The 24,502-nt window shown below is 39.5% G+C and carries 19 protein-coding genes, 9 tRNA genes, 4 pseudogenes and 1 CRISPR repeat array; of the genes and pseudogenes, 28 read left to right on the top strand and 4 right to left on the bottom strand.

All coding sequences use genetic code 11. The annotated features are described in order from the left end of the window. The first annotated feature begins 20 nt into the window (after nt 1-20). Complete coding sequence (locus tag B0I26_RS02800; protein ID WP_111643951.1) at nt 21-1,022, top strand: LacI family DNA-binding transcriptional regulator; 1,002 nt, start codon at nt 21-23, stop codon at nt 1,020-1,022. Between the two features lie 117 nt (nt 1,023-1,139). Here the strand turns inward: B0I26_RS02800 and B0I26_RS02795 are convergent, their stop codons facing one another. Beyond that, nucleotides 1,140-1,583, bottom strand: coding sequence for an Hsp20/alpha crystallin family protein (locus B0I26_RS02795; RefSeq protein WP_111643950.1), 444 nt, complete (start codon nt 1,581-1,583; stop codon nt 1,140-1,142). Between the two features lie 111 nt (nt 1,584-1,694). Then, on the bottom strand, nt 1,695-1,982 hold the full coding sequence (locus B0I26_RS02790) for a hypothetical protein (protein WP_111643949.1): 288 nt from the start codon (nt 1,980-1,982) through the stop codon (nt 1,695-1,697). 267 nt (nt 1,983-2,249) lie between these two features. Between B0I26_RS02790 and B0I26_RS02785 the strand changes: the two genes are divergently transcribed. The 12 genes and pseudogenes from B0I26_RS02785 to B0I26_RS02730 all read left to right on the top strand — a co-directional run bounded on the left by B0I26_RS02785 (nt 2,250) and on the right by B0I26_RS02730 (nt 5,052). Next, nucleotides 2,250-2,334, top strand: a tRNA-Tyr gene (locus B0I26_RS02785). 39 nt (nt 2,335-2,373) lie between these two features. Beyond that, nucleotides 2,374-2,447 (top strand) — tRNA-Trp (locus B0I26_RS02780). A 9-nt stretch (nt 2,448-2,456) separates the two neighbouring features. After that, nucleotides 2,457-2,532: transfer RNA gene (locus B0I26_RS02775), tRNA-His, on the top strand. Nucleotides 2,533-2,621: 89 nt separating this feature from the next. After that, nucleotides 2,622-2,696 (top strand) — tRNA-Gln (locus B0I26_RS02770). Between the two features lie 6 nt (nt 2,697-2,702). Next, nucleotides 2,703-2,774, top strand: a tRNA-Gly gene (locus B0I26_RS02765). An 8-nt stretch (nt 2,775-2,782) separates the two neighbouring features. Continuing rightward, a tRNA-Cys gene (locus B0I26_RS02760) sits at nt 2,783-2,856 on the top strand. Nucleotides 2,857-3,183: 327 nt separating this feature from the next. Next, nucleotides 3,184-3,257, top strand: a tRNA-Gly gene (locus B0I26_RS02755). Between the two features lie 11 nt (nt 3,258-3,268). Continuing rightward, nucleotides 3,269-3,345, top strand: a tRNA-Ile gene (locus B0I26_RS02750). A 396-nt stretch (nt 3,346-3,741) separates the two neighbouring features. Beyond that, a tRNA-Arg gene (locus tag B0I26_RS02745) sits at nt 3,742-3,815 on the top strand. A 93-nt stretch (nt 3,816-3,908) separates the two neighbouring features. Continuing rightward, nucleotides 3,909-4,077, top strand: a pseudogene (locus tag B0I26_RS02740) (site-specific integrase); the annotation flags it as partial. Between the two features lie 143 nt (nt 4,078-4,220). Further along, complete coding sequence (locus tag B0I26_RS02735) at nt 4,221-4,580, top strand: type II toxin-antitoxin system RelE/ParE family toxin (RefSeq protein ID WP_111643948.1); 360 nt, start codon at nt 4,221-4,223, stop codon at nt 4,578-4,580. 181 nt (nt 4,581-4,761) lie between these two features. Next, a complete protein-coding gene (locus B0I26_RS02730) occupies nt 4,762-5,052 on the top strand; it encodes a helix-turn-helix domain-containing protein (protein WP_111643947.1) in 291 nt (96 codons plus the stop codon). A 144-nt stretch (nt 5,053-5,196) separates the two neighbouring features. Here the strand turns inward: B0I26_RS02730 and B0I26_RS02725 are convergent. Beyond that, nucleotides 5,197-5,415: pseudogene (locus B0I26_RS02725) on the bottom strand (IS982 family transposase); the annotation flags it as partial. A gap of 187 nt (nt 5,416-5,602) precedes the next feature. Then, a CRISPR array of direct repeats spans nt 5,603-8,104; the repeat unit is 30 nt; unit sequence GTTTCAATTCCTCATAGTTAAGATAAAAAC. Between the two features lie 247 nt (nt 8,105-8,351). Next, nucleotides 8,352-9,593 carry an aminopeptidase gene (locus B0I26_RS02720; protein ID WP_111643946.1) on the bottom strand — a complete coding sequence of 414 codons (1,242 nt, stop codon included), beginning with the start codon at nt 9,591-9,593 and terminating at the stop codon, nt 8,352-8,354. Nucleotides 9,594-9,759: 166 nt separating this feature from the next. On the opposite strand from B0I26_RS02720, the gene B0I26_RS02715 reads away from it, so the two are divergent. The 15 genes and pseudogenes from B0I26_RS02715 to B0I26_RS02640 all read left to right on the top strand — a co-directional run bounded on the left by B0I26_RS02715 (nt 9,760) and on the right by B0I26_RS02640 (nt 24,491). Continuing rightward, the gene (locus B0I26_RS02715) at nt 9,760-10,665 is read left to right on the top strand and encodes a 5'-3' exonuclease (protein ID WP_111643945.1); all 906 of its coding nucleotides are present in this window, start codon (nt 9,760-9,762) and stop codon (nt 10,663-10,665) included. Between the two features lie 500 nt (nt 10,666-11,165). Beyond that, complete coding sequence (locus tag B0I26_RS02710) at nt 11,166-11,678, top strand: DIP1984 family protein (RefSeq protein ID WP_111643944.1); 513 nt, start codon at nt 11,166-11,168, stop codon at nt 11,676-11,678. A gap of 422 nt (nt 11,679-12,100) precedes the next feature. Beyond that, nucleotides 12,101-12,730, top strand: coding sequence for a nucleoside/nucleotide kinase family protein (locus B0I26_RS02705; RefSeq protein WP_111643943.1), 630 nt, complete (start codon nt 12,101-12,103; stop codon nt 12,728-12,730). Nucleotides 12,731-12,747: 17 nt separating this feature from the next. Then, nucleotides 12,748-13,527, top strand: a complete 780-nt coding sequence (locus tag B0I26_RS02700) for a YhfC family intramembrane metalloprotease (RefSeq protein WP_111643942.1) — start codon at nt 12,748-12,750, stop codon at nt 13,525-13,527. Nucleotides 13,528-13,926: 399 nt separating this feature from the next. Then, a pseudogene (locus B0I26_RS02690) lies at nt 13,927-14,448 on the top strand (multidrug resistance efflux transporter family protein); the annotation flags it as partial. A 510-nt stretch (nt 14,449-14,958) separates the two neighbouring features. After that, nucleotides 14,959-16,269, top strand: coding sequence for a homocysteine synthase (locus B0I26_RS02685; RefSeq protein ID WP_111643941.1), 1,311 nt, complete (start codon nt 14,959-14,961; stop codon nt 16,267-16,269). A gap of 300 nt (nt 16,270-16,569) precedes the next feature. Continuing rightward, nucleotides 16,570-16,788 (top strand): annotated as a pseudogene (locus tag B0I26_RS02680) (cytosine deaminase); the annotation flags it as partial. Nucleotides 16,789-17,281: 493 nt separating this feature from the next. Continuing rightward, nucleotides 17,282-18,283: a LacI family DNA-binding transcriptional regulator gene (locus B0I26_RS02675; protein ID WP_111643940.1), complete on the top strand. Its 1,002-nt coding sequence runs from the start codon at nt 17,282-17,284 to the stop codon at nt 18,281-18,283. 19 nt (nt 18,284-18,302) lie between these two features. Further along, on the top strand, nt 18,303-19,253 hold the full coding sequence (locus B0I26_RS02670; RefSeq protein ID WP_111643939.1) for a sugar kinase: 951 nt from the start codon (nt 18,303-18,305) through the stop codon (nt 19,251-19,253). After that, nucleotides 19,243-19,905: a 3-hexulose-6-phosphate synthase gene (gene hxlA / locus B0I26_RS02665; RefSeq protein WP_342767115.1), complete on the top strand. Its 663-nt coding sequence runs from the start codon at nt 19,243-19,245 to the stop codon at nt 19,903-19,905. Before B0I26_RS02670 ends, hxlA begins: the two co-directional genes overlap by 11 nt. 119 nt (nt 19,906-20,024) lie before the next feature. Continuing rightward, nucleotides 20,025-20,591 carry a 6-phospho-3-hexuloisomerase gene (hxlB, locus tag B0I26_RS02660; RefSeq protein ID WP_245934701.1) on the top strand — a complete coding sequence of 189 codons (567 nt, stop codon included), beginning with the start codon at nt 20,025-20,027 and terminating at the stop codon, nt 20,589-20,591. Between the two features lie 30 nt (nt 20,592-20,621). Beyond that, nucleotides 20,622-21,638: an ureidoglycolate dehydrogenase gene (gene allD / locus B0I26_RS02655; protein WP_111643937.1), complete on the top strand. Its 1,017-nt coding sequence runs from the start codon at nt 20,622-20,624 to the stop codon at nt 21,636-21,638. A 197-nt stretch (nt 21,639-21,835) separates the two neighbouring features. Further along, nucleotides 21,836-22,786 (top strand): sugar kinase, encoded by a 951-nt coding sequence (locus tag B0I26_RS02650; RefSeq protein ID WP_111643936.1) that lies wholly within the window; start codon nt 21,836-21,838, stop codon nt 22,784-22,786. Between the two features lie 19 nt (nt 22,787-22,805). Then, nucleotides 22,806-23,462: a bifunctional 4-hydroxy-2-oxoglutarate aldolase/2-dehydro-3-deoxy-phosphogluconate aldolase gene (locus B0I26_RS02645; RefSeq protein WP_111643935.1), complete on the top strand. Its 657-nt coding sequence runs from the start codon at nt 22,806-22,808 to the stop codon at nt 23,460-23,462. A gap of 6 nt (nt 23,463-23,468) precedes the next feature. Then, a complete protein-coding gene (locus B0I26_RS02640; protein ID WP_111643934.1) occupies nt 23,469-24,491 on the top strand; it encodes a TRAP transporter substrate-binding protein in 1,023 nt (340 codons plus the stop codon). Nucleotides 24,492-24,502 lie beyond the last annotated feature (11 nt).

The following is a 24,502-nucleotide window of genomic DNA, read 5'->3' as shown; positions in this document are numbered from 1 at the left end:
GTCAGAAAGGATGTTAGCAAATGGCGACTTTAAAAGAGATAGCTGAAAAAGCGGGAGTGTCGCTTGCGACGGTTTCGCGTGTGCTCAACTATGACACAACGCTGTCTGTCTCTGATGAAACGAGAAAACGTATTTTTGAGATTGCCCAAGAGTTAAATTACAAAACATTGCGTGAACGCAGCCAGCAGGCAGCTAAAGAGCGGCTGCGATTCGGGCTTGTCCATTGGTATTCAGAGCTGCAGGAACTGGGTGACCCGTACTACATGGCGATTCGTCTAGGTGTAGAAAAAGAATGTTTTCAACGTCAAATTGAACTCGTAAAACTGTTTAAACAAGATGGTTCATACCAATCAGAGTGGTTAACAGGGCTTGATGGAATCATCGCTGTTGGAAAATTCGGAACAAACGATATTCAAGTGTTTACATCATGTACAGAAAACATTGTCTTTGTTGACTCTTCTCCGGATGAGCATCGCTTTGATTCGGTTGTGATTGATTTCCGGAAGGCCATGATTGAAGTTTTGGATTATCTCATTCACAGCGGCCATAAAGAAATTGGCTATATAGGCGGACGCGAATATGTGGACGGAGAGCAGCTGATTAAGGATGAAAGGGAAACAACTTTTCATGAATACTTATATTTAAAAGGGCTATACCGTTCAGAATATGTATTTACGGGAAAATTTACCGCAGAAGACGGTTATCGCTTAATGAAGCAAGCGCTGACGTTAAAGAAACTCCCATCCGCTTTTTTTGTCGCAAGCGACTCCATGGCAATCGGGGCTTTAAGAGCGTTGCACGAAGAGGGAATCAAAGTGCCTGATGAAGTGGCGATTGTCGGATTTAATGACATAGCGACATCGAAGTTTGTACAGCCGCCGCTAACAACTGTAAAAGTATATACGGAATTTATGGGAGAAACGGCCGTGGAATTGCTTGTAGAACGGCTTTCAACAAACCGGGATATTTGCAAAAAGGTCGTGATTCCAACTAAGTTAATTGTCCGAGAAAGCAGTAAATAAACAGAGGCTGTCTTAAAAACAAAGGGTCGGACTTACACACACTGTATACTGTTGGCTGTTTGTGTTGTGTAAGCTCAGACCCTTATGAAACAGCCTCTTTTTATGCTCTGTTATTCATTAATGAAACTCAATATCGACGCGCTTTTTATGTTGGGAAACCGTTTTTGGAATATGAATTTCAAGCACGCCGTTTTTATACGATGCTTTTATATTCTCGGCAGAAGCGTTGGCCGGCAGCGTAATCGAACGCTGGAACCGCCCGAAAAAACGTTCGCGGCGATGGAGCTGTTCTTCTTTTATATCTTTGTTGCGCTCGATAGTGCCGCTAATCGTTAACACGTTGTTGTTCACATCAATGTTTACATCTTCTTTTTTCTCAAGACCAGGCAAATCGCAAGAAACAATGTACTCATGGTCCGTTTCGTGCATATCGATGCGCGGCATGCTCATATGTTCATTAAAGCGGGAAAATAACGCAGGAAAGTCCGTTGAGAAGAAACGATCAAAATCGCGTCTTATCGTATCGAAATGACGGAATGGATCGTACGGAATGAACGACACAAAAATTCCTCCCTAAAAGAATAATTTCGCTACATATTTTTTGCGAATATCGCTGTTTTATGCGAAAAAAAGAGCCGTGTTTGGCTCTTTTGCGGTGCAGTGAGAAAAAGCTCAATAATGACTAATTTTATTCATGACTTCAAGATGCAGCTTAATTAACTCGAGTTTTTCATGATCGTTTAGCGAGGAGAGCATAATTCGTTGCAGCGCGATGTAAAATTTCACTTCAGGCGACTGCCGCACGCGCGGATGTGTCATTTCATCGCGCAGTTCTTTTTCAATCGTTTCAAGCAATAGTTGCTTGCTGTTTTCCTCATTTAAGTTTTGGGCGTTTGCTAAAGAACGATTGGACCATAGTTGGCGGTAAGCGTTCAATAATTCAACAAAAGACAGCTTCACTTTAGGCCATCTCCTTTCATGATTGATGTAATGTGCCGATGAAGTTGAAAGTTTATGATAAAATTATACGTAAATAATAAAAAACGCGCTATAATATTATTGGTAGGCTGTCACAATCGAAAAATATATTGACAAACATAATAGAACGTGGTAAATTGAGGAAGCTGTCGTTCGATCAAATCGTTTTTGCTGAATTTTTGTATGTAAAATATATTGACAACATCCTATATTTGAATATAATAATTCTTGCTTGCTTTTAAAATATTTGGAGGGGTAGCGAAGCGGCCAAACGCGGCGGACTGTAAATCCGCTCCCTTTGGGTTCGGCGGTTCGAATCCGTCCCCCTCCACCATTTGGCAATATATTGACAATATAAGCATAAAAAAGCGATAGGGGCATAGTTTAATGGTAGAACAGAGGTCTCCAAAACCTCCGGTGTGGGTTCGATTCCTACTGCCCCTGCCAAAGATGATGGCGGCTATGGCGAAGTGGTTAACGCACCAGATTGTGGCTCTGGCATGCGTGGGTTCGATTCCCACTAGTCGCCCCATTTAGAACAGCGATGTGCCGTTACCAAATTATTTTCGTAAATATCGTCCTCTGATGTGGGTTCGCGAAGTTGTTTCTGAGTGCTTACAATGGGGTATAGCCAAGTGGTAAGGCAACGGACTTTGACTCCGTGATGCGCTGGTTCGAATCCAGCTACCCCAGCCAACATGTGCGGAAGTAGTTCAGTGGTAGAACATCACCTTGCCAAGGTGGGGGTCGCGGGTTCGAGTCCCGTCTTCCGCTTAGGACATGGCGGCATAGCCAAGTGGTAAGGCAGAGGTCTGCAAAACCTTTACCCCCGGTTCGAATCCGGGTGCCGCCTCCATCAATATCAAATACGGAAGTAGTTTAGCGGTAAACCTCAGCCGCGAGCGACACTTCCATGAATGAGCGGCGAGTTGCCTCGACGCATCCATCATCTCCGAATCAGCTGGCAGAGGAAGAGGCATGACGGTGCGTAGCGGAGATAAATATAGAAGAGTGAGTAACAAAATGCGGGTGTAGTTTAGTGGTAAAACCTCAGCCACGAGCGATGCATCCATGAATAGGCGGCGAGTTGCCTCGACGCATCCATCATCTCCGAATCAGCTGGCAGAGGAAGAGGCATGACGGTGCGTAGCGGAGATAAATATAGAAAAGTGAGTAACAAAATGCGGGTGTAGTTTAGTGGTAAAACCTCAGCCTTCCAAGCTGATGTCGTGGGTTCGATTCCCATCACCCGCTCCATATAAGGCTTTGGGCCTATAGCTCAGCTGGTTAGAGCGCACGCCTGATAAGCGTGAGGTCGGTGGTTCAAGTCCACTTAGGCCCACCATTAAATATTTCATGTCCCAGTAGCACGTTCGAGTAAGCATCTTTGGAATAACTACAGCGTACCACTCGAGCTGCATCTTGAATAAGCTTACTGAGTGCGGGACGGCAGAAAAAACAAAGTAAAGTGTAGCAAAACCGAATATAATTTTAATATTTATGTCCCAGTAGCTCAGCTACGAGCAGCGCATCAATGAATGAGCTGCGAGTTGTCCCGACGCATCCATCATCTTCGAATAAGCGGGAAGAGGAAGGGACAGGATAGAGCACGATCGAATTTGCATCATTGAAGTAACATCAGCACACCACTCGAGCCGCTTCTTGAATTGGCTTACTGAGAGTGGGGTGGAGGTAGAAACTGAGAAAGTATCAGCAAAATCAAATATGATTTTAATACTGTGTCCCAGTAGCTCAGCTGGATAGAGCAGCGGCCTTCTAAGCCGTCGGTCGGGAGTTCGAATCTCTCCTGGGACGTTTAAAACTCTCTTTCCTGCCTGGGGAAGAGAGTTTTTTTATCGGTTCTATACTAAATGTTTGGGTAAAGAATTCCATAAAAAAGAAGGACCGATTGGGACACATACGATGCGAAAAACGTTTGGATACCATTTACCAGCAGACGAAGGACGTCGCGATGTTGCAGCAGATTTTTGGACATTCGGCACCTTCGATTGCTTTGCGGTATATCGGTATTAGTAATGATATGATGGATCAGGCTTTAGAGAATTTCTCTCTATAAAAACAATGGAGTATTAAAGCATCAACATCTTCATTATTGTTTGATCAGTGATAACATTCATGTTATCATGGTTTTAACCGATAACATGAATGTTATCATTTTGAATAGGAAATAAATAATATGTAGAAGAGGAGCCGCGACAAATGAAACTAGAATTCTACGCCGATGGTCGCGGGCGTCAACCTGTTTACGATTGGATTCTTGAAGTACAGAAGCATGATAAAGAAACTTACAGGAAAACAATTATTATGATGAGTTATTTAGAAGAAAACGGGCAACTTATTCATGCTGGTGTCGTCTCACATAAAGATATTAAGAAATTAACTGGGACGGATGGGATTTGGCAACTTAGAATTAGTGACCATAGGGTGTTATTCTTCTATTTTGAAGGCGACACAATTGTTTTTACTAACGTATTTCCAAAAAAACAAAACAAAACTCCACGTGTTGAAATTAAGCGTGCAGAACAACGAAAAGAAGAATATCTCAATCGTAAACAGTGATGTCCACGACCGATTTATCGGTCGTAAGAATAATGCGGTACCTCTAGAGATTCTAATTAAATACGATTCCTATGTTGAGTGCAAATTTGCCAAAAAGGGGGAAGGTTTAAATGGAATATTTTGATGCTCTCTGATAAGTGTTATATCGATTATAAATTTACCGAAAAGGAGGAATTTTTAAATGAAATCTTTTGACGATCTCCGTAAAGAGTTAATGCAACAAGATCCAGAAGAGTACTTTCTGTTGGAGATCGTAGGTAAATTAATGGCTGCACGTGATCGGAAAAAGTTGTCTCAACGCGATCTTTCAAGAATGACAGGAGTGGCTCAAAAAACAATATCTAGGATTGAAAACGGAAAAGATGTACCAGAATTATCAACTCTTCTTAAGCTTGCGCGAGCTTTAGATTTAGAAATAACAATTGTTGATAAGAATGTAAAAAACGAACATTCATCTACAATAACGGTATGAAGATTCGTGTTTTAGTACGGTAATTAAATTAAGTAAATGATAAAAGTACCCGTGGTGCTAGTTGATCTTTACCGCTCAACTAGCCCAAGAACTACCAAGGTATATGCCAATAAAATTCCATCTAGTGCGAATAGGTTCCCGGATCACGAAACGATGCCATGTTCGTTCAGAGATATAACCAAGCAGTTTTGCCAAGAACATGGATGGCGATGATCACCGCATCTTCTTGTTTTAACAAGTGCCGATTTCTGCGTTGTAAGCGGGTTTGGATACAAGACAATTGGGTTGATACAAAAATAGAATGGCCGCATATTGTTTTTGAATTTTCGTTTGATCTGTTGTAAAATGAAAGTGCTCTTGCATGGGTCTTCTCCCATGCAAGGGCTATTTTTATATGCTCCAGATTTTATCTAGCACCACCGATTAAACAAATAAAGCCCTTCTCATACGAGAGGGGCTTTTTGTTATTGGGGCGGCAATTCTCCGCTAATGATGTCTTCAAACAGAATCCTTATTATGTATCCCTTCATGCAGCAACTTTAAGCTGGTTGTTTCAGTTCCTTATGATTGAGATAAAAACATTATAATATAATTAATGAAGAGATAGAAAAATTGCAAAAAGAAATATTTCAATTCCTCATAGTTAAGATAAAAACGACGCTACGGTTGACGATATGGCTGCCATTGCTAGTGGTTTCAATTCCTCATAGTTAAGATAAAAACTGAAAGGATTGAATATTCCAAGGTTGCTGTTGGAAGGTTTCAATTCCTCATAGTTAAGATAAAAACTTTAAGTTGAGATTATCAGAATAAAGCGTTGCATGTTTCAATTCCTCATAGTTAAGATAAAAACAAGAATTTAGTTGCCCGGTCATTACGCTGGCTCAATGTTTCAATTCCTCATAGTTAAGATAAAAACCTTTATATTTAGAGCTTTTGCTAATCCCTCTTGTGTGTTTCAATTCCTCATAGTTAAGATAAAAACTGGCGACAACTCCGTATGTGAAGCCGAATCCTCAAAGTTTCAATTCCTCATAGTTAAGATAAAAACCCAGCATCGGTGTATGGGATTTTTGGATTTGTCGCGAGGTTTCAATTCCTCATAGTTAAGATAAAAACCTCAGAATCTTAACGGAACTGGGGGGGATTTCTCGCGTTTCAATTCCTCATAGTTAAGATAAAAACTTTCAAATGAATCCATAGTCAAACCACTTGGTTGCACGAGTTTCAATTCCTCATAGTTAAGATAAAAACAGTTTCCGTTCATCAACACCCGGATTGAGTTTTCGGTTTCAATTCCTCATAGTTAAGATAAAAACGCAGTTGAAAAAGTGGAAATTCGTGGCGTTCTCACAATTGTTTCAATTCCTCATAGTTAAGATAAAAACCTTCCTGTTTTAACAAAGCGGTCATCTTTTAGCATGTTTCAATTCCTCATAGTTAAGATAAAAACCTTCTCTACTTGAATCGGCTCTCCGTCCATGAATCCGGGTTTCAATTCCTCATAGTTAAGATAAAAACCCGTATCTCTTTCGGATCCGCATTGACCGCAATCGAGAGTTTCAATTCCTCATAGTTAAGATAAAAACAATGTATTGACATTTTTTTCGTTCTGCCAAAACTCCAGTTTCAATTCCTCATAGTTAAGATAAAAACGGTTTTGCTTCGAAGAACTGTTTCTTGAGTCAAGCGGTTTCAATTCCTCATAGTTAAGATAAAAACGTTTTGTTGGATATTTGCCGATAGTTTTTTCGCTGTTTCAATTCCTCATAGTTAAGATAAAAACGGACCGGTCTATTACACGATCCAAAAGGGCGACACATGTTTCAATTCCTCATAGTTAAGATAAAAACGCTCCTGCTTATTCTTCAGCGGTAGATATACCGCTCAAAGTTTCAATTCCTCATAGTTAAGATAAAAACCAGAAGAGACAAGAAAATAAAAACTCGTCTAGGCGAGTTGTTTCAATTCCTCATAGTTAAGATAAAAACCTAAAAATGTCTGAAGGCTCTTTACAATCATATTTTTTGTTTCAATTCCTCATAGTTAAGATAAAAACGTTGTTCTTTTGCTAATTTCTTCTGGTATTTGAGAGTTTCAATTCCTCATAGTTAAGATAAAAACGAATCCCCTGTCACAACATCCGTCGCAGGAAAATTATGTTTCAATTCCTCATAGTTAAGATAAAAACGTACTCACAACAGGATTGATTGGCGACACATCAAATATGTTTCAATTCCTCATAGTTAAGATAAAAACTTTGACATTCGGCAAGATTCGTCTGACGCGGCGCCCGAGTTTCAATTCCTCATAGTTAAGATAAAAACCTCACCAAGGCAGGATTACCAAGGAAGAAGATTCTGTTTCAATTCCTCATAGTTAAGATAAAAACCCAAACGGAACCGCTGAAGCGTTCGGAATCGAAATAAGTTTCAATTCCTCATAGTTAAGATAAAAACCCAATAGGCGAACCTATTAGCTCCATCGCAACTTTTGTTTCAATTCCTCATAGTTAAGATAAAAACGCAATTTTTGACTTGAGAATGCTTGTCCATTTTCAGTTTCAATTCCTCATAGTTAAGATAAAAACTTGCAAGCAAAGCTGGATGCAGCTGAAATGAAGGTGTTTCAATTCCTCATAGTTAAGATAAAAACGGGGGCTAAGGGAAGGAGAAGTTTTTTTGCTTCGCGTGTTTCAATTCCTCATAGTTAAGATAAAAACTTTGTGCATCTCTTCAAGCAGCGTCCAGACGATGATGTTTCAATTCCTCATAGTTAAGATAAAAACCGATGCGGGACTCGTCGGGAGATTGGAAGTATATGAGTTTCAATTCCTCATAGTTAAGATAAAAACTGCCTTGTTGAATACATCCGTCAATTTGCTGATCATGTTTCAATTCCTCATAGTTAAGATAAAAACAATGTCATTGTGGTAGACATGCTGAGCATGAAGAAAGTTTCAATTCCTCATAGTTAAGATAAAAACCTTCTGAACGAACTAGCCAAAATTGTTTCACCTGTTGTTTCAATTCCTCATAGTTAAGATAAAAACCCAAAAAAATCGTTGATAATACATGGTTTTGATAATAGTCGAAATTTTGTTGTTTTTATTTTAGCGCAAACAGTGAATTTTATCAATTCGTTGTTTTTCTTGTATTTTCCGTATTTTCTGTATCGTTGCTTTAAAAAATAAAGTGTCGTCGATCCCCTAGGATTTTTGCACGATTGGGGGTCGACGACATTTAAATGATAGCCAATCCTGTTTGAAGTATGGTTATGTTCAAAGTTTGCTGCCTGCTTTATTCCAGCTCAAACGCCCAGTTTCCGTTGCGGAAGATTGGTTCTCGCTTGCCGTCTTTTGTGACGCCGTCAATATTCAGTTCGGCGGAGCCAATCATGAAATCTTCGTGAATTAAACTGTCATTTGCTCCGCATTTTTCCAGTTCTTCTTTTGACATCGCCGCCCCGTTTTTTAAGTTCGTCGGATACGCTTTTCCGAGAGCGAGATGGCATGCGGCGTTTTCATCAAAAAGCGTGTTGTAAAAAATGAGATTCGAACTTGAAATCGGTGAATGATGCGGCACTAACGCAACCTCGCCTAAACGGCGTGCTCCTTCGTCTGTGTCTAATAAATGTTTTAATGTTTCATAGCCTTTTTCTGCCGTAAAATCAACAACAATGCCATCTTTAAACGTCAATGTAAAATTGTCAATTAAGTTGCCGCCGTAATTGAGCGGTTTTGTATTGCGGACCACTCCATTTACACCGTCTTTATGCGGCATTGTAAACACTTCTTCTGTCGGGATGTTTGGGTTAAAGCGAACTCCGTTTTCGCTGACGGCTGCACCGCCGTGCCAAATGTGATTTTCGACAAGCTCGATCGTTAAATTTGTTCCCGGTCCTTCATAAATCAATTGTTTATATTGCTTATTGTTTAAAAACTCAACCATTTTCGCAAGGCGGTCGTTATGCTCCTGCCATGCCTGGATTGGGTTTTCTAAGCTGACGCGGGTGGCATCGAAAATGACGCTCCAAAGTTTTTCTATGGCTTCGTTTTCGTTTAGATGAGGAAAAATCTTTTTCGCCCAGGCAGGAGTCGGCACGGAAATAATTGACCAGCAATTGCGGTCTGACATGAGGGCGCTGCGGTAATTCATTAGCGCCGTTGAGGCTGCTTTGTTGAAATTGGCGATTCGCTCTGGGTGAATATCTTTTAATAAGTCCGGATTCGGCGAGTAAATCGATAAGAAAGCCGCTCCTTCTCCGACAAGCTGCTCCCTCGCTTGGGCTTTCCACTTTGGAAATTCATGAAACGCTTCATCTGGCGCATGTTTATATGTAATGTATGTAAGCTCTTCATCGTTCCATTCGACGTATACATGCTTAGCGCCGGCTTCATACGCTTTGACGGCAATTTTCCGGACAAGCTCGGCTGCCTCCAGCGGCGCGGTGATAAAAAGAGTCTGTCCTTTTTGAATATTTACGCCAACGCGAACAGCAAGCGCTGCATATTTTTCAAGGTTTTGTTCAAACAGGCCCATGCAGTTTTCCTCCTCTTCATGAAAATGGAATTGTATAGGTTTTTAGTATAATATAAAATACGCGAAAGATTCAAATTTTATAATAAAGGAGCGAACCAAAAATTATTTTGTAAAAGCGGTTGTAAGAGCATATGTGGGAGAGACAGGAAATAATGGAGGTTTATTTATGGAGAAAAAATGTCATTTGTTACTTGTTGATGGAATGGCACTGCTGTTCCGTGCTTTTTATGCAACAGCAATGAGCGGTTATTTTATGTTGAACAGTAAAGGTATTCCAACAAACGGGATACATGGCTTCATGAAGCATTTGCTAACAGCCATTCATACGTTAAAACCGAGCCATGTCGTTTGTTGCTGGGATATGGGAAGCACGACGTTTCGTACTGAATGGTTTCCTGATTATAAAGCAAACCGCGGTGAGCCGCCGCTGGAGCTGATTCCACAGTTTGACTTAGCGAAAGAGGCCGTTTCTGCGTTTGACATTCCGAACATTGGCGTGTTGGGTGCTGAAGCAGATGATTGTATTGGCACGATTGCGGCACAATTAAAGAATGAGGCGCAAGTTTCGATCCTTACTGGCGATCAAGATATGTTGCAATTGCTTGAAGAAAATGTCCATGTATACATACTTGATAAAGGAATCGGCAATTACAAAAAGTATACTTTGGAACGTTTTTACGAAGAAAACGGAATTTTGCCGAAACAGTTGGTTGATGTCAAAGCATTGATGGGCGATGCAAGCGATAATTATCCCGGCGTGCGCGGAATCGGCGAAAAGACCGCTTTCAAGCTCGTTCAACAATACGGTTCTGTTGAAGGGATTCTTGAGAATATCGGATCGCTGACAAAAGCGCAGCGGCATAAAATTACTGAGCAACTCGACATGCTTCATTTATCAAAAAAACTGGCAGCCATTTATTGCCGTATTCCGATTCAATTGAATATGGAAGAGGCGCGGTTAAACATCGATGAGGAAAAAGTGCATGCAGCATTTCAGCAGCTGGAGTTGCGCGGGTTAGATGCTTTGCTTGATAAAGTTTTAACATACGTCTCCTGCTTCAAGCGAAGTTAAGCGGTGATTGATGCAAAAGCGATGGATAAGCTGAACCACGCTGACCAATAGGTGTGTATTTCTTCCTTTCCATAGGCTTTTTTAAAAGGATAGTTGAAAAACAAAATCAGTAATCTTTTTCAACGGAGACACTCATGCCAATTTTTTGATACAACGATGCATTAAAATAAGCTATATTACATACTATTGGTTTTATATCTTTATGCTGCTTATTTTCAGGGTAGCTTTAATTAAAGAGAAAAGGACGACACATATCAGCCTATAATATGTATTCTTCTTTATTTTTAGGGATTTTTATGATTTAGGTCTTGATAAATGTGTTCTCGTTCTTTTTCATTTTCCATAAATGATTACGAGAAAGCTGGATTTTGTGTGAATGAAGATGTGGCGGTAATGGGAGAGTAAAAAATCGCGCGATTCTAACAAACTGTAAATTGACTTTTTAATGCATCTTTATTACTATATAATGGCATTAATGAGTTCATTTGGAGGATTAGCGAATGAAAATCACGTTAGCGCAATCGGTTAATCTTCTCGCTTTTCTTAAAAAACGGTCATATGAGTTGGAAGCTGAATTGTTCGAAATTCATACGATTACCATTCCAAAAGGGGAAACGTATATCCCGCCTGAACGGACGGTTGAGCAGATTCTTGATGAACTGGCCGAAATTCAGAAAGATATACTTGAACTGCAGGAACTCATCAATCGAACGAATATGCAGTATACGGTAGAGTGGGATGGCCAAAATATTCCGCTTATTCGCGCGATTGAGACGGCGAAAGTATTGCGCAATCAAATTCAGTTGTATAAGCGGCTTGGCGAGACAAAACAGCGGGAATATTATGGCGGAAATGTCGTCATGGAATTGGTTGCTTTATTTAACCCGGGCGAATATAAAAAGAAAGCGGAAAAGCTGTCCCGGCAAGTCGAATTGTTGTCCAGCCGCATTGATAAGGTAAATTATACCGTTGAACTGGAAGTCCCGCTTGCCGATAAATATTTAGACGCATAGGCAGCTTTAAGGGCATTTGGAAAAGTGCCCTTATGGGTGCCTGGGCACCAAACGAGAGCGCAGAGAAGTGTAAGCACCCCTTATCTTTGTGGGGAACAAAGAAGAAACGAGAAGCTAGCAAGCTCTTTTGTGTGGGAACGCGACCGGTGAACGTTAAACGCGTTACGTACTTACGGTTTACAGGTTACGAACGGAGAATCGTATTTTGCTCAATTTTACTTTCGCTTCGTTCTCTCGTCTCTCGTTTTTCTTATGCTAGGTTTCTTTTGAAAAAATGATCCGGAAGCAAAAGCCGCATCTAAAAAGCGGCTTTTTTCGTATAAATTGATAAAAGCTGAAAATTTCAGTTTACAATATTTGGATTATATCTTATTCTCATTATTGAATGATAAAAACACACACTCATGATTGGGGAAAGATTGATGAAAAACATGATTGCCGCTGTCCAGCTCCATATATTAATTTCGAAAATAAAGAAAAAGAATCAGACGTTCGTACTTGGATTTGATGGTTTTGGCGGTTCCGGCAAAACTACTTTGGCTAACGATTACAAGAGATTAATCGAAAAAGAGGGGCTTCGTGTCACTTTGCTGCATCTCGATGACATCATTAGAAAGAAGCAGGATCGATATAACACATCGTTTCCAGAATGGTATGAGTATTATTATTTGCAGTGGGATGTTGGCTATATCAGGCAACAGATTCTTGAGCCACTGCAAAAATCAGGATTTCTAGATTCATATATTCAGTTTTATGATAAAAACCTTGACCAACACTATGAGAAGAAAGTGGTTGTTCCTGAAAAATCTGTCTGCATGATTGAAGGTGTGTTTTTGCAGAGAGAGGAGTGGAGACCGTACTTTGATTTTGTTTATTTTGTAGATTGCGGGAAAGATAAACGGCTAAAACGGATATTAAAAAGAGACACGTATATTGGGAATGTTGCGGAAATTGTCAGAAAGTATGAAGTACGATATTTTCCTGCGGAAGAATATTATGAAAAGAAAAGAAATCCAAAATCGTTAGCTAATGAAGTGATCGTAAATACATAAAATGGAGGTTACTTGTGATGGTTTCTGCTTTTACAATGGCAGGCATGGTGCTTGCGATGCTCATTTCCCTTTTATTTCCCATCGGTTTGCTCATTTATTTGCGGAAAAAACAATTATTTTCGTGGAAACCGCTGGGGGTTGGGATTCTTATTTTTATTTTATTTTCACAAGTTCTTGAAAAAGCGCTCCATTTTGTCATGATTGATGCAAGCGGCCTGTCTTTGAAATGGACGGACAGCGTTTTTCTTTTTGTGTTGTATGCGACATTAGCGGCAGGAATTTTTGAAGAGCTCGGCCGCTATTTCGGCTTTAAATGGATGTTGAAAAACAACCGGGAATACAAAGACGGCTTGTCATTTGGTTTAGGTCATGGCGGAATTGAAGCGGTTTTAGTCGGAATGTTAGGTGCGATCAATGCGCTCGTTTTGGCAAGTCTTATCAATTCCGGTGCGTTTGATGCAACGATTGCTCCTGCGCTTCCAGCCGAACAAGCTGATTTCCTTAAGGAAAAAGTGCTAAACACGGGATTTGCCGAGTATATATTAGGCGGAATCGAGCGGATTGCCGCGATTTCATTCCATATGGCGATGTCGCTTTTAGTTTTGCTTGGCATTCGTGAAAACCGTTTTATTTTTGTTATTTATGCCATTCTTTTGCATGCGCTGATGGACGTCATTCCGGCACTTTACCAAGCGGGAGTTGTGACAAATGTTTGGATGGTCGAAGCGGCGATTTTGTTGTTTGGCATCGCCGGTCTTATGTTTACGCTGAAAATAAGAAAGAGATTTCAAGAGTAAAGAATGCTGACCTATAAATGTCTGTTCATTAACCGAATATTATATGGCTGACATTTTACCGAGGTCAACTGTTTTTTGTCTGTTTTTGATAAACGGAAAAAGGCCGTTAAGTTAGAAATAAAAAGAACGCCTTTTTCACAGCGTTCAAATTATTGCTGATCGATATTTCTGCTTGCATTTTTGGCAGCAAACAGCCCCGTCATACCGCTAAGAAAACTTGGGGCCAAACTCCAAAGAAAGAATCCCCATTTTCCTGTTAACAGACTGACGATGAAAAAAAAACAGCGGGAAACCGATCATGATGCCTATGGATATTTTTGCATACTTGTTCATGAACATGTGCGCTCCTTTTTCTTGATTATTTATTTTAAATTTTACCATTTTTTGTTGAACAAAAATATGCAAGTGGAGCAGGTAAATCATCTTTCTTTAAAAGAGATATCGTTGGGCATCATACCTGTAATCATTGCATCATTTGCTTATCCACTTGGCAATCGCAAAATGATGGACATATGTGCCGGCCGTTTAGATGCTTATCAACGTGTGCTGGGGATGACACTGGCCAGCTTACCATTTTGGCTTTTGCTTTCGTTATATGGTTTATTTACTACAGGTGTACCGGGTAAAGAACAAACTATACAATCTGTTTTAGTCGCAGTTTGTTCCGGGGTCATTGCCACAGTCCTCTTCTTCCGTGCAACCGATCTGGTGAGAGGGAATATGCAGAAGCTGGCTGCGGTCGAAGCAACACAATCGATGGAGGTGCTTTTCACAGTAGCTGGAGAATTAATTTTGTTAGCTGCTCCATTTCCTTCCGCTTTATCTTGGTTGGGCATGTTTATTGTCATGTTCGGTATGATTTCACATAGTTATGTTTCACACAAAAGCAAAGTTACCGGTAAACAAGAAGTTAGCGCCTGAAATGCATTATATAAATTTGTTTGAAAGACGATCATTCTTCCTTAACATTCTAAAAACAAATAAAAGAATCTTTTTATCCTGTTATTTCTTTCTTCAATATAAAGTCCTATAAATAAAAAAATCGATTCTCAGTTCAAGATAAAAAATCCGTCTTGAGTTGAGAGTCTCTAGTGATTTAGTCGGCATATTCAAGCTTTTATAATGAACCTCTCCCACCTACACTTTGCTTAGAGGCGGGAGACTTCTCGGGGAAGATGTTAAAACTTGAAACGAATATATATTTTTTAGAAAATTTAGAAAACAAAGTTGACATTTATGGATTTTGGCAGTAAATTTTTTATATATAAAACTAAACCAATGTGTTTAATTGGTTAAATAAAATCTTGCACACTTTTAACATTTGCCGATTAGTCAACGAATGGCATCTTCTTCTTTATTCTTAATGTAAAGAAGATTGGTGTCTTTTTTGAAAATTTTTATCAATATTAAATTCGAAGGGAGAAAATGATTATGCCAAATGAAAGAAAGCTTCAGCCTGAAACATTAGCTGTGCATGCGGGACAAGTGCCAGATCCTACAACTTTATCAAGAGCAGTACCGATTTATCAAACAAGCTCGTTTGTGTTTAATGACAGTCAACATGCTGCCGATTTGTTCAGCTTAAAAGAAGAAGGCTATATTTATTCGAGAATCATTAATCCAACGAACGATGTATTTGAAAAACGGGTTGCTGCTCTTGAAGGCGGTGTCGGGGCGCTTGCGCTTTCATCCGGCCAAGCAGCTGTGTTTTATTCCATCATCAATATTGCTTCATCTGGAGATGAAATTGTTTCTTCGTCAAGCATTTATGGCGGAACGTATAATTTGTTTGCTCATACGCTGCCTAAATTCGGAATTACCGTTAAATTTGTGGATTCCACCGATCCGAAAAACTTTGAACGGGCGATTACAAGCAAAACAAAAGCTTTGTTTGCAGAAGCGATCGGGAATCCAAAAGGTGACGTATTAGATATTGAAGCTGTTGCGGAAATTGCTCATCATCACTCTATTCCACTAATTGTTGATAACACCATTCCTAGCCCGTATTTACTTCGTCCAATTGATTTTGGCGCGGATATTGTTGTACATTCTGCAACAAAGTTTATTGGAGGACATGGAACTTCCATCGGCGGAATTATTGTCGATAGTGGAAAGTTTGATTGGAAGAAGAGCGGAAAGTTCCCGGAATTCACCGAACCAGATCCAAGCTATCATGGCCTCATTTATACAGAAGCTGCCGGGGAAGCTGCCTATATTACGAAAGCACGTGTTCAACTGCTTCGAGATCTTGGCGCGGCATTGTCGCCATTCAATTCATTTTTATTTTTACAGGGGCTTGAAACGTTACATTTACGTTTAGAACGTCATAGCCAAAATGCCTTAGAGGTAGCGAAGTTCTTAGAAAAAGAGGCAGCTGTTGAATCCGTAAGCTATCCGGGTTTAGAAAGCCATCCTTCTTATGAGTTAGCGAAAAAGTATTTGCCAAAAGGGCAAGGTGCCATCGTAACATTTGAAATTAAAGGCGGCGTTGAAGCAGGGAAAAAATTGATTGATTCTGTTCAACTATTCTCTCACTTAGCCAATATTGGCGATTCTAAATCATTAATTATTCATCCTGCCAGCACTACGCATCAGCAGTTAAGCAGTGAGGAACAATTAGCTGCTGGCGTTACGCCGGGACTTATTCGTTTATCGGTTGGTACAGAGGCAATTGATGATATTCTATATGATCTAAAGCAAGCAATCAAAGCTAGCCAAACTGTAACTTCCATTGTTAAATAAACTTTTCTGTAATCAATATACGTATTTTGAGCTCAATCAATGATGATTGGGCTTTTTTGTTGTGACAAACATGTTCATCACCTAATCAGTAATGTGCAACCATTCGCCGGCATGTTCTCACATCGGAAATCGAAATAGAAAAGGAACAAGGGAATAAAGAGTGTTATTTATGTAATGAACTGGAAACTGGTCAGCTTGTGGAAGTCAATGTCGACATTTGATGATGCTGTGAAATTTATAATGACTTTCAGAGGGGGTTCCGAAAGTAGAAAATGGGGATGCCCTTTTGTTAAAAAATAAAGTGCGAGAACACTTGGAATTGAAGAGCAGTACGGCATTGAAGAAGGGAAGCCGGCCAATTTGCTTGTACTGGCAGCTGAAAATGAATATGAAGCCATCCGCAAACAGGCTTGCGTCCGCTATTCGATCCGGAACGGTAAAATCATTGCGGAAACGAAACCGTGCGAGACAGTGATTCAATGGGGAGAGACAAAGGAAAAAGTAGATTTCAATAAATAACCGGAAGTGCCTTGGTGTGTAAACAATAAAAGTAAAAATACGGAAATCAGCTCATCGGCAAGATGGGCAGGATGGGTTTTTGAAAAATCGACATAAGAAGGAGTTAAGGAAGATAAAAAGAGCGGCCGGAATATTTGAAATGAATTTGTATTTTATTATTATAATGGCAGTTTTTCCTTCACAGACTGACGGACGGCATTTTCCGGCTGCTTTGTCCATTCTGCATTCGGTATACTTTTAAAACATAGGCAGGGTTCTCCTTTTTCTGGAATGTTTTGGTTTAATCAGAGAATCCCTGCCTTTTTCTTTTTATCTAGTGATTTGCTTACATAAATTTTATACATCATCTTATTTCAAATATAAATTGTTTTTAGAAAATTTATAAATTTATCTTGCTATTATCTTAAGAGTGTTTTATAATCTAACTAAACCGGTTTACTAAACCGGTTTAGTTCAATGGATGCAAATTATTATTTTGAGGAGATAAGTAAGAATGAAAAGAGTCACTATGCAGGATGTTGCGAAGTTGGCGGGAGTTTCCAAAAGTACAGTTTCGCAGTATCTTAATAAGCGCTATGACTATATGAGTGAAGAGACAAAGCAACGTATTGAAAATGCTATTAACATACTTGGATATCAGCCTAATATTGTTGCCAGAAGTTTGAAACAAAAAAAGACCTCAACGATTGGTGTTATTGTGGCGAATATACTTCACTCGTTTTCAACCAAAGTTATCAGAGCTATTGAAGATTTTTGTAATGATAATGATTTTCATGTAATTGTTTGTAATGCAGATGATGATCCGGTTAAAGAAGCGAATTATATTAATATGCTAAGAGCAAAACAAGTAGATGGGTTAATTGTTTTTCCGACAGGCGGGAATTTAGAGCTATATGAAATGATGGCAGCGCAAAACTTTCCGCTTGTGTTTGTAGATAGAATTATTGATGGATTATTGGTAGATACTATTCTTTTAGATAACGAAAAGGCTGCTTATCTGGCCGTTGAACATTTTGTGAATTATAGGCATACAAGAATCGGAATTATTACTACATCATTAAACCGCAAAGTTACACCACGAATTGAACGGATCGAAGGATATAAGAAAGCGATGACACATTTTGGGTTACCAATTGTAGATGAATATATTAAAGGAGTCGATCTGGACTACATTCAAAATGCACTGCACACAATGTTTTCTTTAAAAGAGCCGCCAACAGCCATTTTAGCAGGGAACGATTTAGTGTTAATGGAGATTCTAAAATATGCCAAAGAACATAGCATAAATATTCCTAATGATTTAGCTTTGATTGGAATTGATGATGTTCCTTTTGCGCCAATTTTCACACCGGCTTTAACTACTATAGCGCAGCCCGCATTTGAAATGGGAAAAAAGGCGGCTCAGATTTTATTGGGCAAAATAAAAAATGAACATCGAGAACAAGCCCGGATTCATCGTTTTCCACCGGTGCTTATCGTTCGGGAAACAACATAACAGAATAAGGTGAAGATAGATGCTTGATGTAATCACTATTGGCGATGGAATGATAACATTCAATCCATCAACAACAGGACCTTTAAGATTTGTTCATTCTTTTGAGAGAAAAATTGGGGGAGCAGAGTTAAATTTTGCAATCGGATGTGCCCGTCTAGGTTTAAAAACAGGTTGGATTAGCTGTTTGGGAAATGACGAATTCGGAAGGTATATTTTGAACTATATGCGCGGTGAAGGGATTGATACATCAGAAGTACGATTAGTAGATGGTTATCCGACTTCTTTAAATTTTAAGGAAATAATGGGGGACGGAAGCGGTCGAACATTTTATTACAGGAAGGATTCCCCAACTTTAACGATGTTACCGGAAGAACTTAATGAAGATTATTTTAAAAAAGCAAAATTACTCCATATTACAGGGGTTTTTTCAGCAATTGCTCCTAAAAATGTTGATATTATTCATAAAGCTTTGGAAATTGCTAAAAAATACGGTTTACTGATTTCATTTGATCCAAATATTCGTCTCAAATTATGGAGTGAAGAACAGGCAAGACAGACGCTTATTTCGTTCTTGCCATATGTGGATATTGTCTTAACCGGTGAAGAAGAAGCACAAATTTTGTTCGGTGTTACAACACCGGAAGAAATGATCGATAGCTTTAAAGCATTCGGGGCAGAATACATTGTCATAAAACGAGGAGAAAAAGGTTCAATTGGTGCTTACCAAGGTGAAAAGATTGTGGCAGAACCATACCAACCTCGCAAGGTAGTTGACACAGTGGGGGCTGGGGATGGCTTTGATGCAGGCTTTATCTATGGGATTCTAAATCATTGGGATCTAAAAAAATCTCTTTCTTTTGCCAATGCAGTCGGGGCGATGGTAGTAAGCGTTAAAGGGGATAACGAGGGATTACCATATTACGACGATGTTTTAGTTTTTTTGGGAGAAAAAAAATCAATTGAGAGATAAAAAGGTGAAGAGTATGAATTTACAGCTTGCGTTAGACCGTTTAACGGAAGCACGATGCTTTGAAATTGTACAACAAGTCGATAAATATGTTGACTGGATTGAAATTGGTACGGGTGTGATTAAGGAGTATGGAATACGAATAGTAGCGAAAATGAAAGAAAAGTATCCGGATAAGTGGATTGTCGCTGACATGAAAACTTGCGATGCCGGTAAACACGAAGCTTTGCAAGCGTTTCAGGCAGGGGCAGATATTACTACAGTGATGGCTTTTTCAGAGGATAAAACCATACTTGATTCACTAGAGATTGCACAAAAGTTCAATAAAAACATCATGGTTGATTTATTAGGTTTAAAGAATCGGGAAAGAATATATGAATTAAAGAATATGGGAGTACAGCTAGTTTCCCTGCATTTCGGAAAGGATTCGCAGCAACAAACAAAATTTAATTTAAGGATGTTTGATTTAGTCAAGGGAATCTCTGGCTTAAAAATTGCAGTTGCTGGTGGCATTGATCTACAGTCTCTGTCTCGGATTCTTTCAGAAAGCCCTTATGCGATTATTATCGGAAGCGCTATCACAAATGCTGATAACCCTCAAAAAGTAGCTTATGAAATGAAAAAAACAATGAACAGCCATACAGGTGCTTTGTGATATTTGTGTGGCAAGAAATCTGATTTGGTGGTGTTACTCTCTTAATATAGTAATAAAGTTTAACTATCATTTTTAGAAGCGTCCACAGGTAGTTTTTGAGGGGGAAGGGGGATTTATAAGTGATAAGAAACATCGTAACAACAATTTGTGATGAAGTGAAAACAATATTGTCAAATATAGCTGAAAACGAGGCATTGATTTTTGCTGAGCGCCTGAATCAAGCTAAGAGAATTTTTGTTTATGGGGAAGGGCGTTCAGGTTTAATGGGCAAAGCGTTCGCGATGCGGTTAATGCATGGGGGGTACGAAGTATTTGTTGTTGGAGAGACAATTACACCGAGTATTGGATACGGAGATTTGTTAATTTTAATTAGTGGTTCCGGGGCTACACAATCTATTTATAGTTTTGCTGTTAAAGCTAAAGAAGCAGGAGCGCAGCTAGGGTTGGTTACAACCAATCAAGAGTCTAAAATTGCAAAAATCAGTGATTTTTTATTAATTATTCCGGCTGCTACAAAATATCGTTTACCCCATGAACCGCAAACTATTCAGCCTTTGGGTAACCAATTTGATCAAAGTGTACATCTTTTATTAGATGCCGTTATCATTCATGCTTTGAGGAGCAATAAAAATAAAGATGAAAATTTAAATGAAACACTGCGGCAGCGTCATGCAAATCTTGAATAAATACATAATGGAAAGGAAGGCTTCTTATTTATGGCTGATGTAATTGTTTTCTTTGAAGAATTAAAAGAACTTTGTGCAAAAAAATTAACAAAAGCAGGAGTAAAACCTGAACATGCTGAGATCATCGCTGATGTTTTGGTTCATGCAGATTTACGTGGGGTAAGTTCCCATGGTGTTCTAAGAACAGAGCATTATGTGAAGAGAGTTAAGGCGGGGGGAATTAACTGTGACCCTAATATCACAGTGAAAGAGACAGGACCGGTGACGGCTGTTGTTGATGGTAATGACGGTTTCGGTCACGTAATTTCTAAATACGCAATGGAATATGCGATAAAGTTAGCTAAAGAAAAAGGAGTCGGCATGGTAGGGGTAGTGAACAGCAGTCACTGTGGTGCGCTGTCTTATTACGTCAGACAGGCTGCTTCTGAAAATCTAATTGGGATGGCAATGAGCCATACGGATAAAGTGGTAGTACCTTTCGGAGGAGCAAGACCTTTCTTTGGTACGAATCCTATTGCCTATGGATTTCCGGCAAGAAAAAATAAACCTGTGATATTGGACATGGCAACAAGTAATGTTGCATTCGGGAAAGTACTTCATGCGAGAGAAACGGGTAAGTCTATTCCCGCTGATTGGGGAGTCGATGAAAACGGAAAACCTACAACGAATCCTCATGAAGTGCAGGCTTTACTGCCTTTTGCAGGTGCCAAAGGATATGGTCTTGCCATGACCGTGGATATTTTCTCCGGTATTCTAGTTGGTGCAGCTTTTGGACCACATATTGTACCGATGTATGGGGACTATGATAAAAAACGTAAGCTTGGTCATTTTTACTGTGCTATTAATCCGGCAATGTTTACGGATCTCCAATCTTTCTTAGAAAATATGGATAAGATGATTGATGAAATCCATGAGATTCAACCGGCTGAAGGATTTGAAAGGGTCATGGTTCCAGGGGAACCGGAACAACTCCGTGAAGAAGAGAGAATGAAAAACGGTATCCCAGTTCCTGAAAGTATTTATAACTATTTAACTCAAGATGAATAGAGCAGAGACCGTAAAAGGTGCGGTCATAGAAAAAAAGGTCTTCCGTATTTTTAAAATCGGATGATGAAGTTCTTTACCGTTCATATTCCAAAAATTTATATATATTCAATATATATCCTTATTTCTAGTATCTACCAAATTATCGTTGTTCATAGAAAAAACAAGAAATCGATTTTTATAGAGGGAAGTGACATAACTTGGATGTTGTAACCTTTGGAGAAACAATGGTACTTTTCACTCCAGACTCAACCGGTCTAATGAGATATGCGAACCATTTCTCTAGAAAATTTGGAGGAGCTGAATCCAATTTTGCCATCGGCTTAACGAGGCTGGGACACCGAGCCGGCTGGATTAGTCGGGTCGGCAATGATGAATTTGGGAAAGCGATGGTTGCATTTATCAGCGGGGAAGGCGTTGATGTCAGCCAAGTAAAAGTGGACGAAACGGCACCAACCGGGATTTATTTTAAAGAATTCCGAAGAGCCAATGATGTTCGGGTTTACTATTATCGAAAATATTCTGCGGCCAGCCGCATGGTGCCTGAAGATTTAGATGAAGGATATATAGCTCAAGCAAAATATCTTCATATCACTGGAATTACTCCGGCTTTAAGTGAAAGCTGCCGTGAAACGGTGATGCATGGAATCGAGATAGCTAGGAAACATGGTGTCAAGGTAGTTTTTGATCCGAATGTAAGAAAAAAGCTTTGGCCGGAAGAAAAAGCAAGGAAAACGCTGTTAGAAATCGCTTCAAAGGCCGATATCGTACTGCCTGGAATTGATGAAGCGGAGTTTATGTTCGGACAAGCCGCTCCAGAGCAGTTGGGAAAGCGCTTCCTTGAACATGGTGCTTCCTTAGTTGTCCTTAAAGTAGGAGCTAACGGTGCTTACTATTTTACAAGTACAGAAAGCCGGCTGGTACCGGGATTTCCGGTTAAGCAGGTTGTCGACCCGGTTGGTGCAGGAGATGGTTTTGCTGCGGGTTTTGTGTCAGGATTGCTGGATGGATTAAGTTTTTACGATGCTGTGCAACGAGGAAATGCCGTTGGTGCATTTGCCACGATGGTGAATGGCGATGTAGAAGGGTTGCCTGATCGAACAGAGCTGGAGGCGTTTCTTCGTTCTGAAAATAAAGGTGTGAATCGTTAGAAAGGCAGGTGAGATAGTGATGAATTTATTAGAACAAATCAAAGAAAATGGTATTGTTGCTATTATTCGGGGAGCTCAGCCAGAGAATATTCTTCCTATCGCTAAGGCTTTACACGCTGGCGGAGTAAAAACGTTAGAAATCACTGTGGAAACTCCAAAAGTTTTGACACTGATCGAACAAGTAGCAAGTGAGATGGGGGATGAGGTAATTGTAGGAGCAGGTACTGTACTCGACCCGGAAACAGCCCGGGCGGCGATTATGGCAGGTGCAAAATTCATTTTTTCGCCTACTGTTAACATCGAAACGATTAAACTAACAAAGCGTTATGGTGTAATTAGCATTCCTGGAGCCTTAACTCCAACAGAAATTTTAACCGCTTATGAACATGGTGCAGATGTAGTTAAAGTGTTTCCAGCTAATATGTTTGGTCCTCGATATCTTAAGGATGTTCATGGACCAATGCCTCATATTCCATTGATGCCGACCGGGGGGGTGGATTTAAGAAATGTTGCTGAATATATTCAGGCAGGAGCTGTAGCCGTTGGAATTGGCAGCAATTTAGTCAATACAAAAAAGCCAATGGATGAAGCCTATTTTGAAAATCTCTGCAAAACTGCAGCAGAGTATATTCAAGCAGTTAAAAGAGCAAGAAATCAAGGTGAAACAAGGGGGTAAAAAATAATGAAAAAAATGAAATGGTTAGCTGTTATTTTAGCTGTTATGCTTGCTGTTGTATCTGGATGTGGTCAAAAACAAACGGGAAATAATGGTAAATCATCAGATAAAGATGGTGTAAAAACGATTAAAATTGCACATTATTTCGCGGCCGATCATCCGCAAAACATTGCTTTAAAAGAAAAATTCAAGCCAATGGTGGAAGAAAAGACAAACGGTAAGATTAAAGTAGAAATTTATGAAGCAAATAAATTAGGGGATGAAGCATCTTTCACAAATGGCGTTCGTAACGGAACAATCGAGATGGCGATCGCCGGAATGGGTTTACAAACAGCCCAGCCAAAAATCGGTGTTGTAGAATGGCCATATTTATTTAAAGATTATGAACATGCCCGTAAAGTGCTAAATGGGGAAGTAGGAGAAGAAATTAAAGAAGAGTTTCGAAAATTAGGTGTAGAACCAATTGGTTGGACTGTTAACGGATTTCGTGTTGTTTCTGCAAATCGTCCAATTAAATCTATGGATGATTTTAAAGGATTTCGTTTAAGAATGCCTAACGTTCCAATTTTTGTAGAAACCGGAAAAGCGATGGGGGCCAATGTAACTCCAATGGCACTTTCTGAAGTATTTACTGCATTAGAACAAAAAGTTATTGATGGACAAGAAAACCCGTATTTGACTTTAAAGGCTAACGGTTGGTATGAAGTTCAAAGTCATGTAATCGAAACGAATCATATGTTTAGTCCAAATGTTTACTTAATTAATAAGAAATTATTTGATGGATTCGATAAAGAAACGCAGGAGATTATTTTAGAAGCTGCCAAAGCATCCGCCGATTATCAATGGGAGTTAGCATTAAAAGCAGAAAATGAAGTAAAAGACTTCCTGAAAAAAGAAGGGCTGGAAATCATTGTTCCGGACCGAGAGTTTAGAAGTCAGTTAGAAAAGTCAGTAGAGCCAGTTTACGAAAAACTTTATAAACAATATGATTGGGCAGAAGAGTTAGTAAAGAAAATTCGTGAGCAATAACACGGCAGGTT

It is taken from the genome of Paranoxybacillus vitaminiphilus, assembly GCF_003259935.1.
Taxonomy (GTDB): Bacteria; Bacillota; Bacilli; order Bacillales; family Anoxybacillaceae; genus Paranoxybacillus; species Paranoxybacillus vitaminiphilus.
The sequence above is the reverse complement of the archived record's forward strand: the minus strand, read 5'-3'. Positions and strand labels throughout refer to the sequence as shown.

Coding starts and splice junctions, on each gene's coding strand:
- allD (WP_111643937.1), top strand. CDS start 20,622: ATGGCTGATGTAATTGTTTTCTTTGAAGAATTAAAAGAACTTTGTGCA.
- B0I26_RS02705 (WP_111643943.1), top strand. CDS start 12,101: ATGAAAAACATGATTGCCGCTGTCCAGCTCCATATATTAATTTCGAAA.
- B0I26_RS02670 (WP_111643939.1), top strand. CDS start 18,303: ATGCTTGATGTAATCACTATTGGCGATGGAATGATAACATTCAATCCA.
- B0I26_RS02715 (WP_111643945.1), top strand. CDS start 9,760: ATGGAGAAAAAATGTCATTTGTTACTTGTTGATGGAATGGCACTGCTG.
- B0I26_RS02800 (WP_111643951.1), top strand. CDS start 21: ATGGCGACTTTAAAAGAGATAGCTGAAAAAGCGGGAGTGTCGCTTGCG.
- B0I26_RS02675 (WP_111643940.1), top strand. CDS start 17,282: ATGAAAAGAGTCACTATGCAGGATGTTGCGAAGTTGGCGGGAGTTTCC.
- B0I26_RS02735 (WP_111643948.1), top strand. CDS start 4,221: ATGAAACTAGAATTCTACGCCGATGGTCGCGGGCGTCAACCTGTTTAC.
- B0I26_RS02645 (WP_111643935.1), top strand. CDS start 22,806: ATGAATTTATTAGAACAAATCAAAGAAAATGGTATTGTTGCTATTATT.
- B0I26_RS02720 (WP_111643946.1), bottom strand. CDS start 9,593: ATGGGCCTGTTTGAACAAAACCTTGAAAAATATGCAGCGCTTGCTGTT.
- B0I26_RS02700 (WP_111643942.1), top strand. CDS start 12,748: ATGGTTTCTGCTTTTACAATGGCAGGCATGGTGCTTGCGATGCTCATT.
- B0I26_RS02710 (WP_111643944.1), top strand. CDS start 11,166: ATGAAAATCACGTTAGCGCAATCGGTTAATCTTCTCGCTTTTCTTAAA.
- B0I26_RS02685 (WP_111643941.1), top strand. CDS start 14,959: ATGCCAAATGAAAGAAAGCTTCAGCCTGAAACATTAGCTGTGCATGCG.
- B0I26_RS02730 (WP_111643947.1), top strand. CDS start 4,762: ATGAAATCTTTTGACGATCTCCGTAAAGAGTTAATGCAACAAGATCCA.
- B0I26_RS02640 (WP_111643934.1), top strand. CDS start 23,469: ATGAAAAAAATGAAATGGTTAGCTGTTATTTTAGCTGTTATGCTTGCT.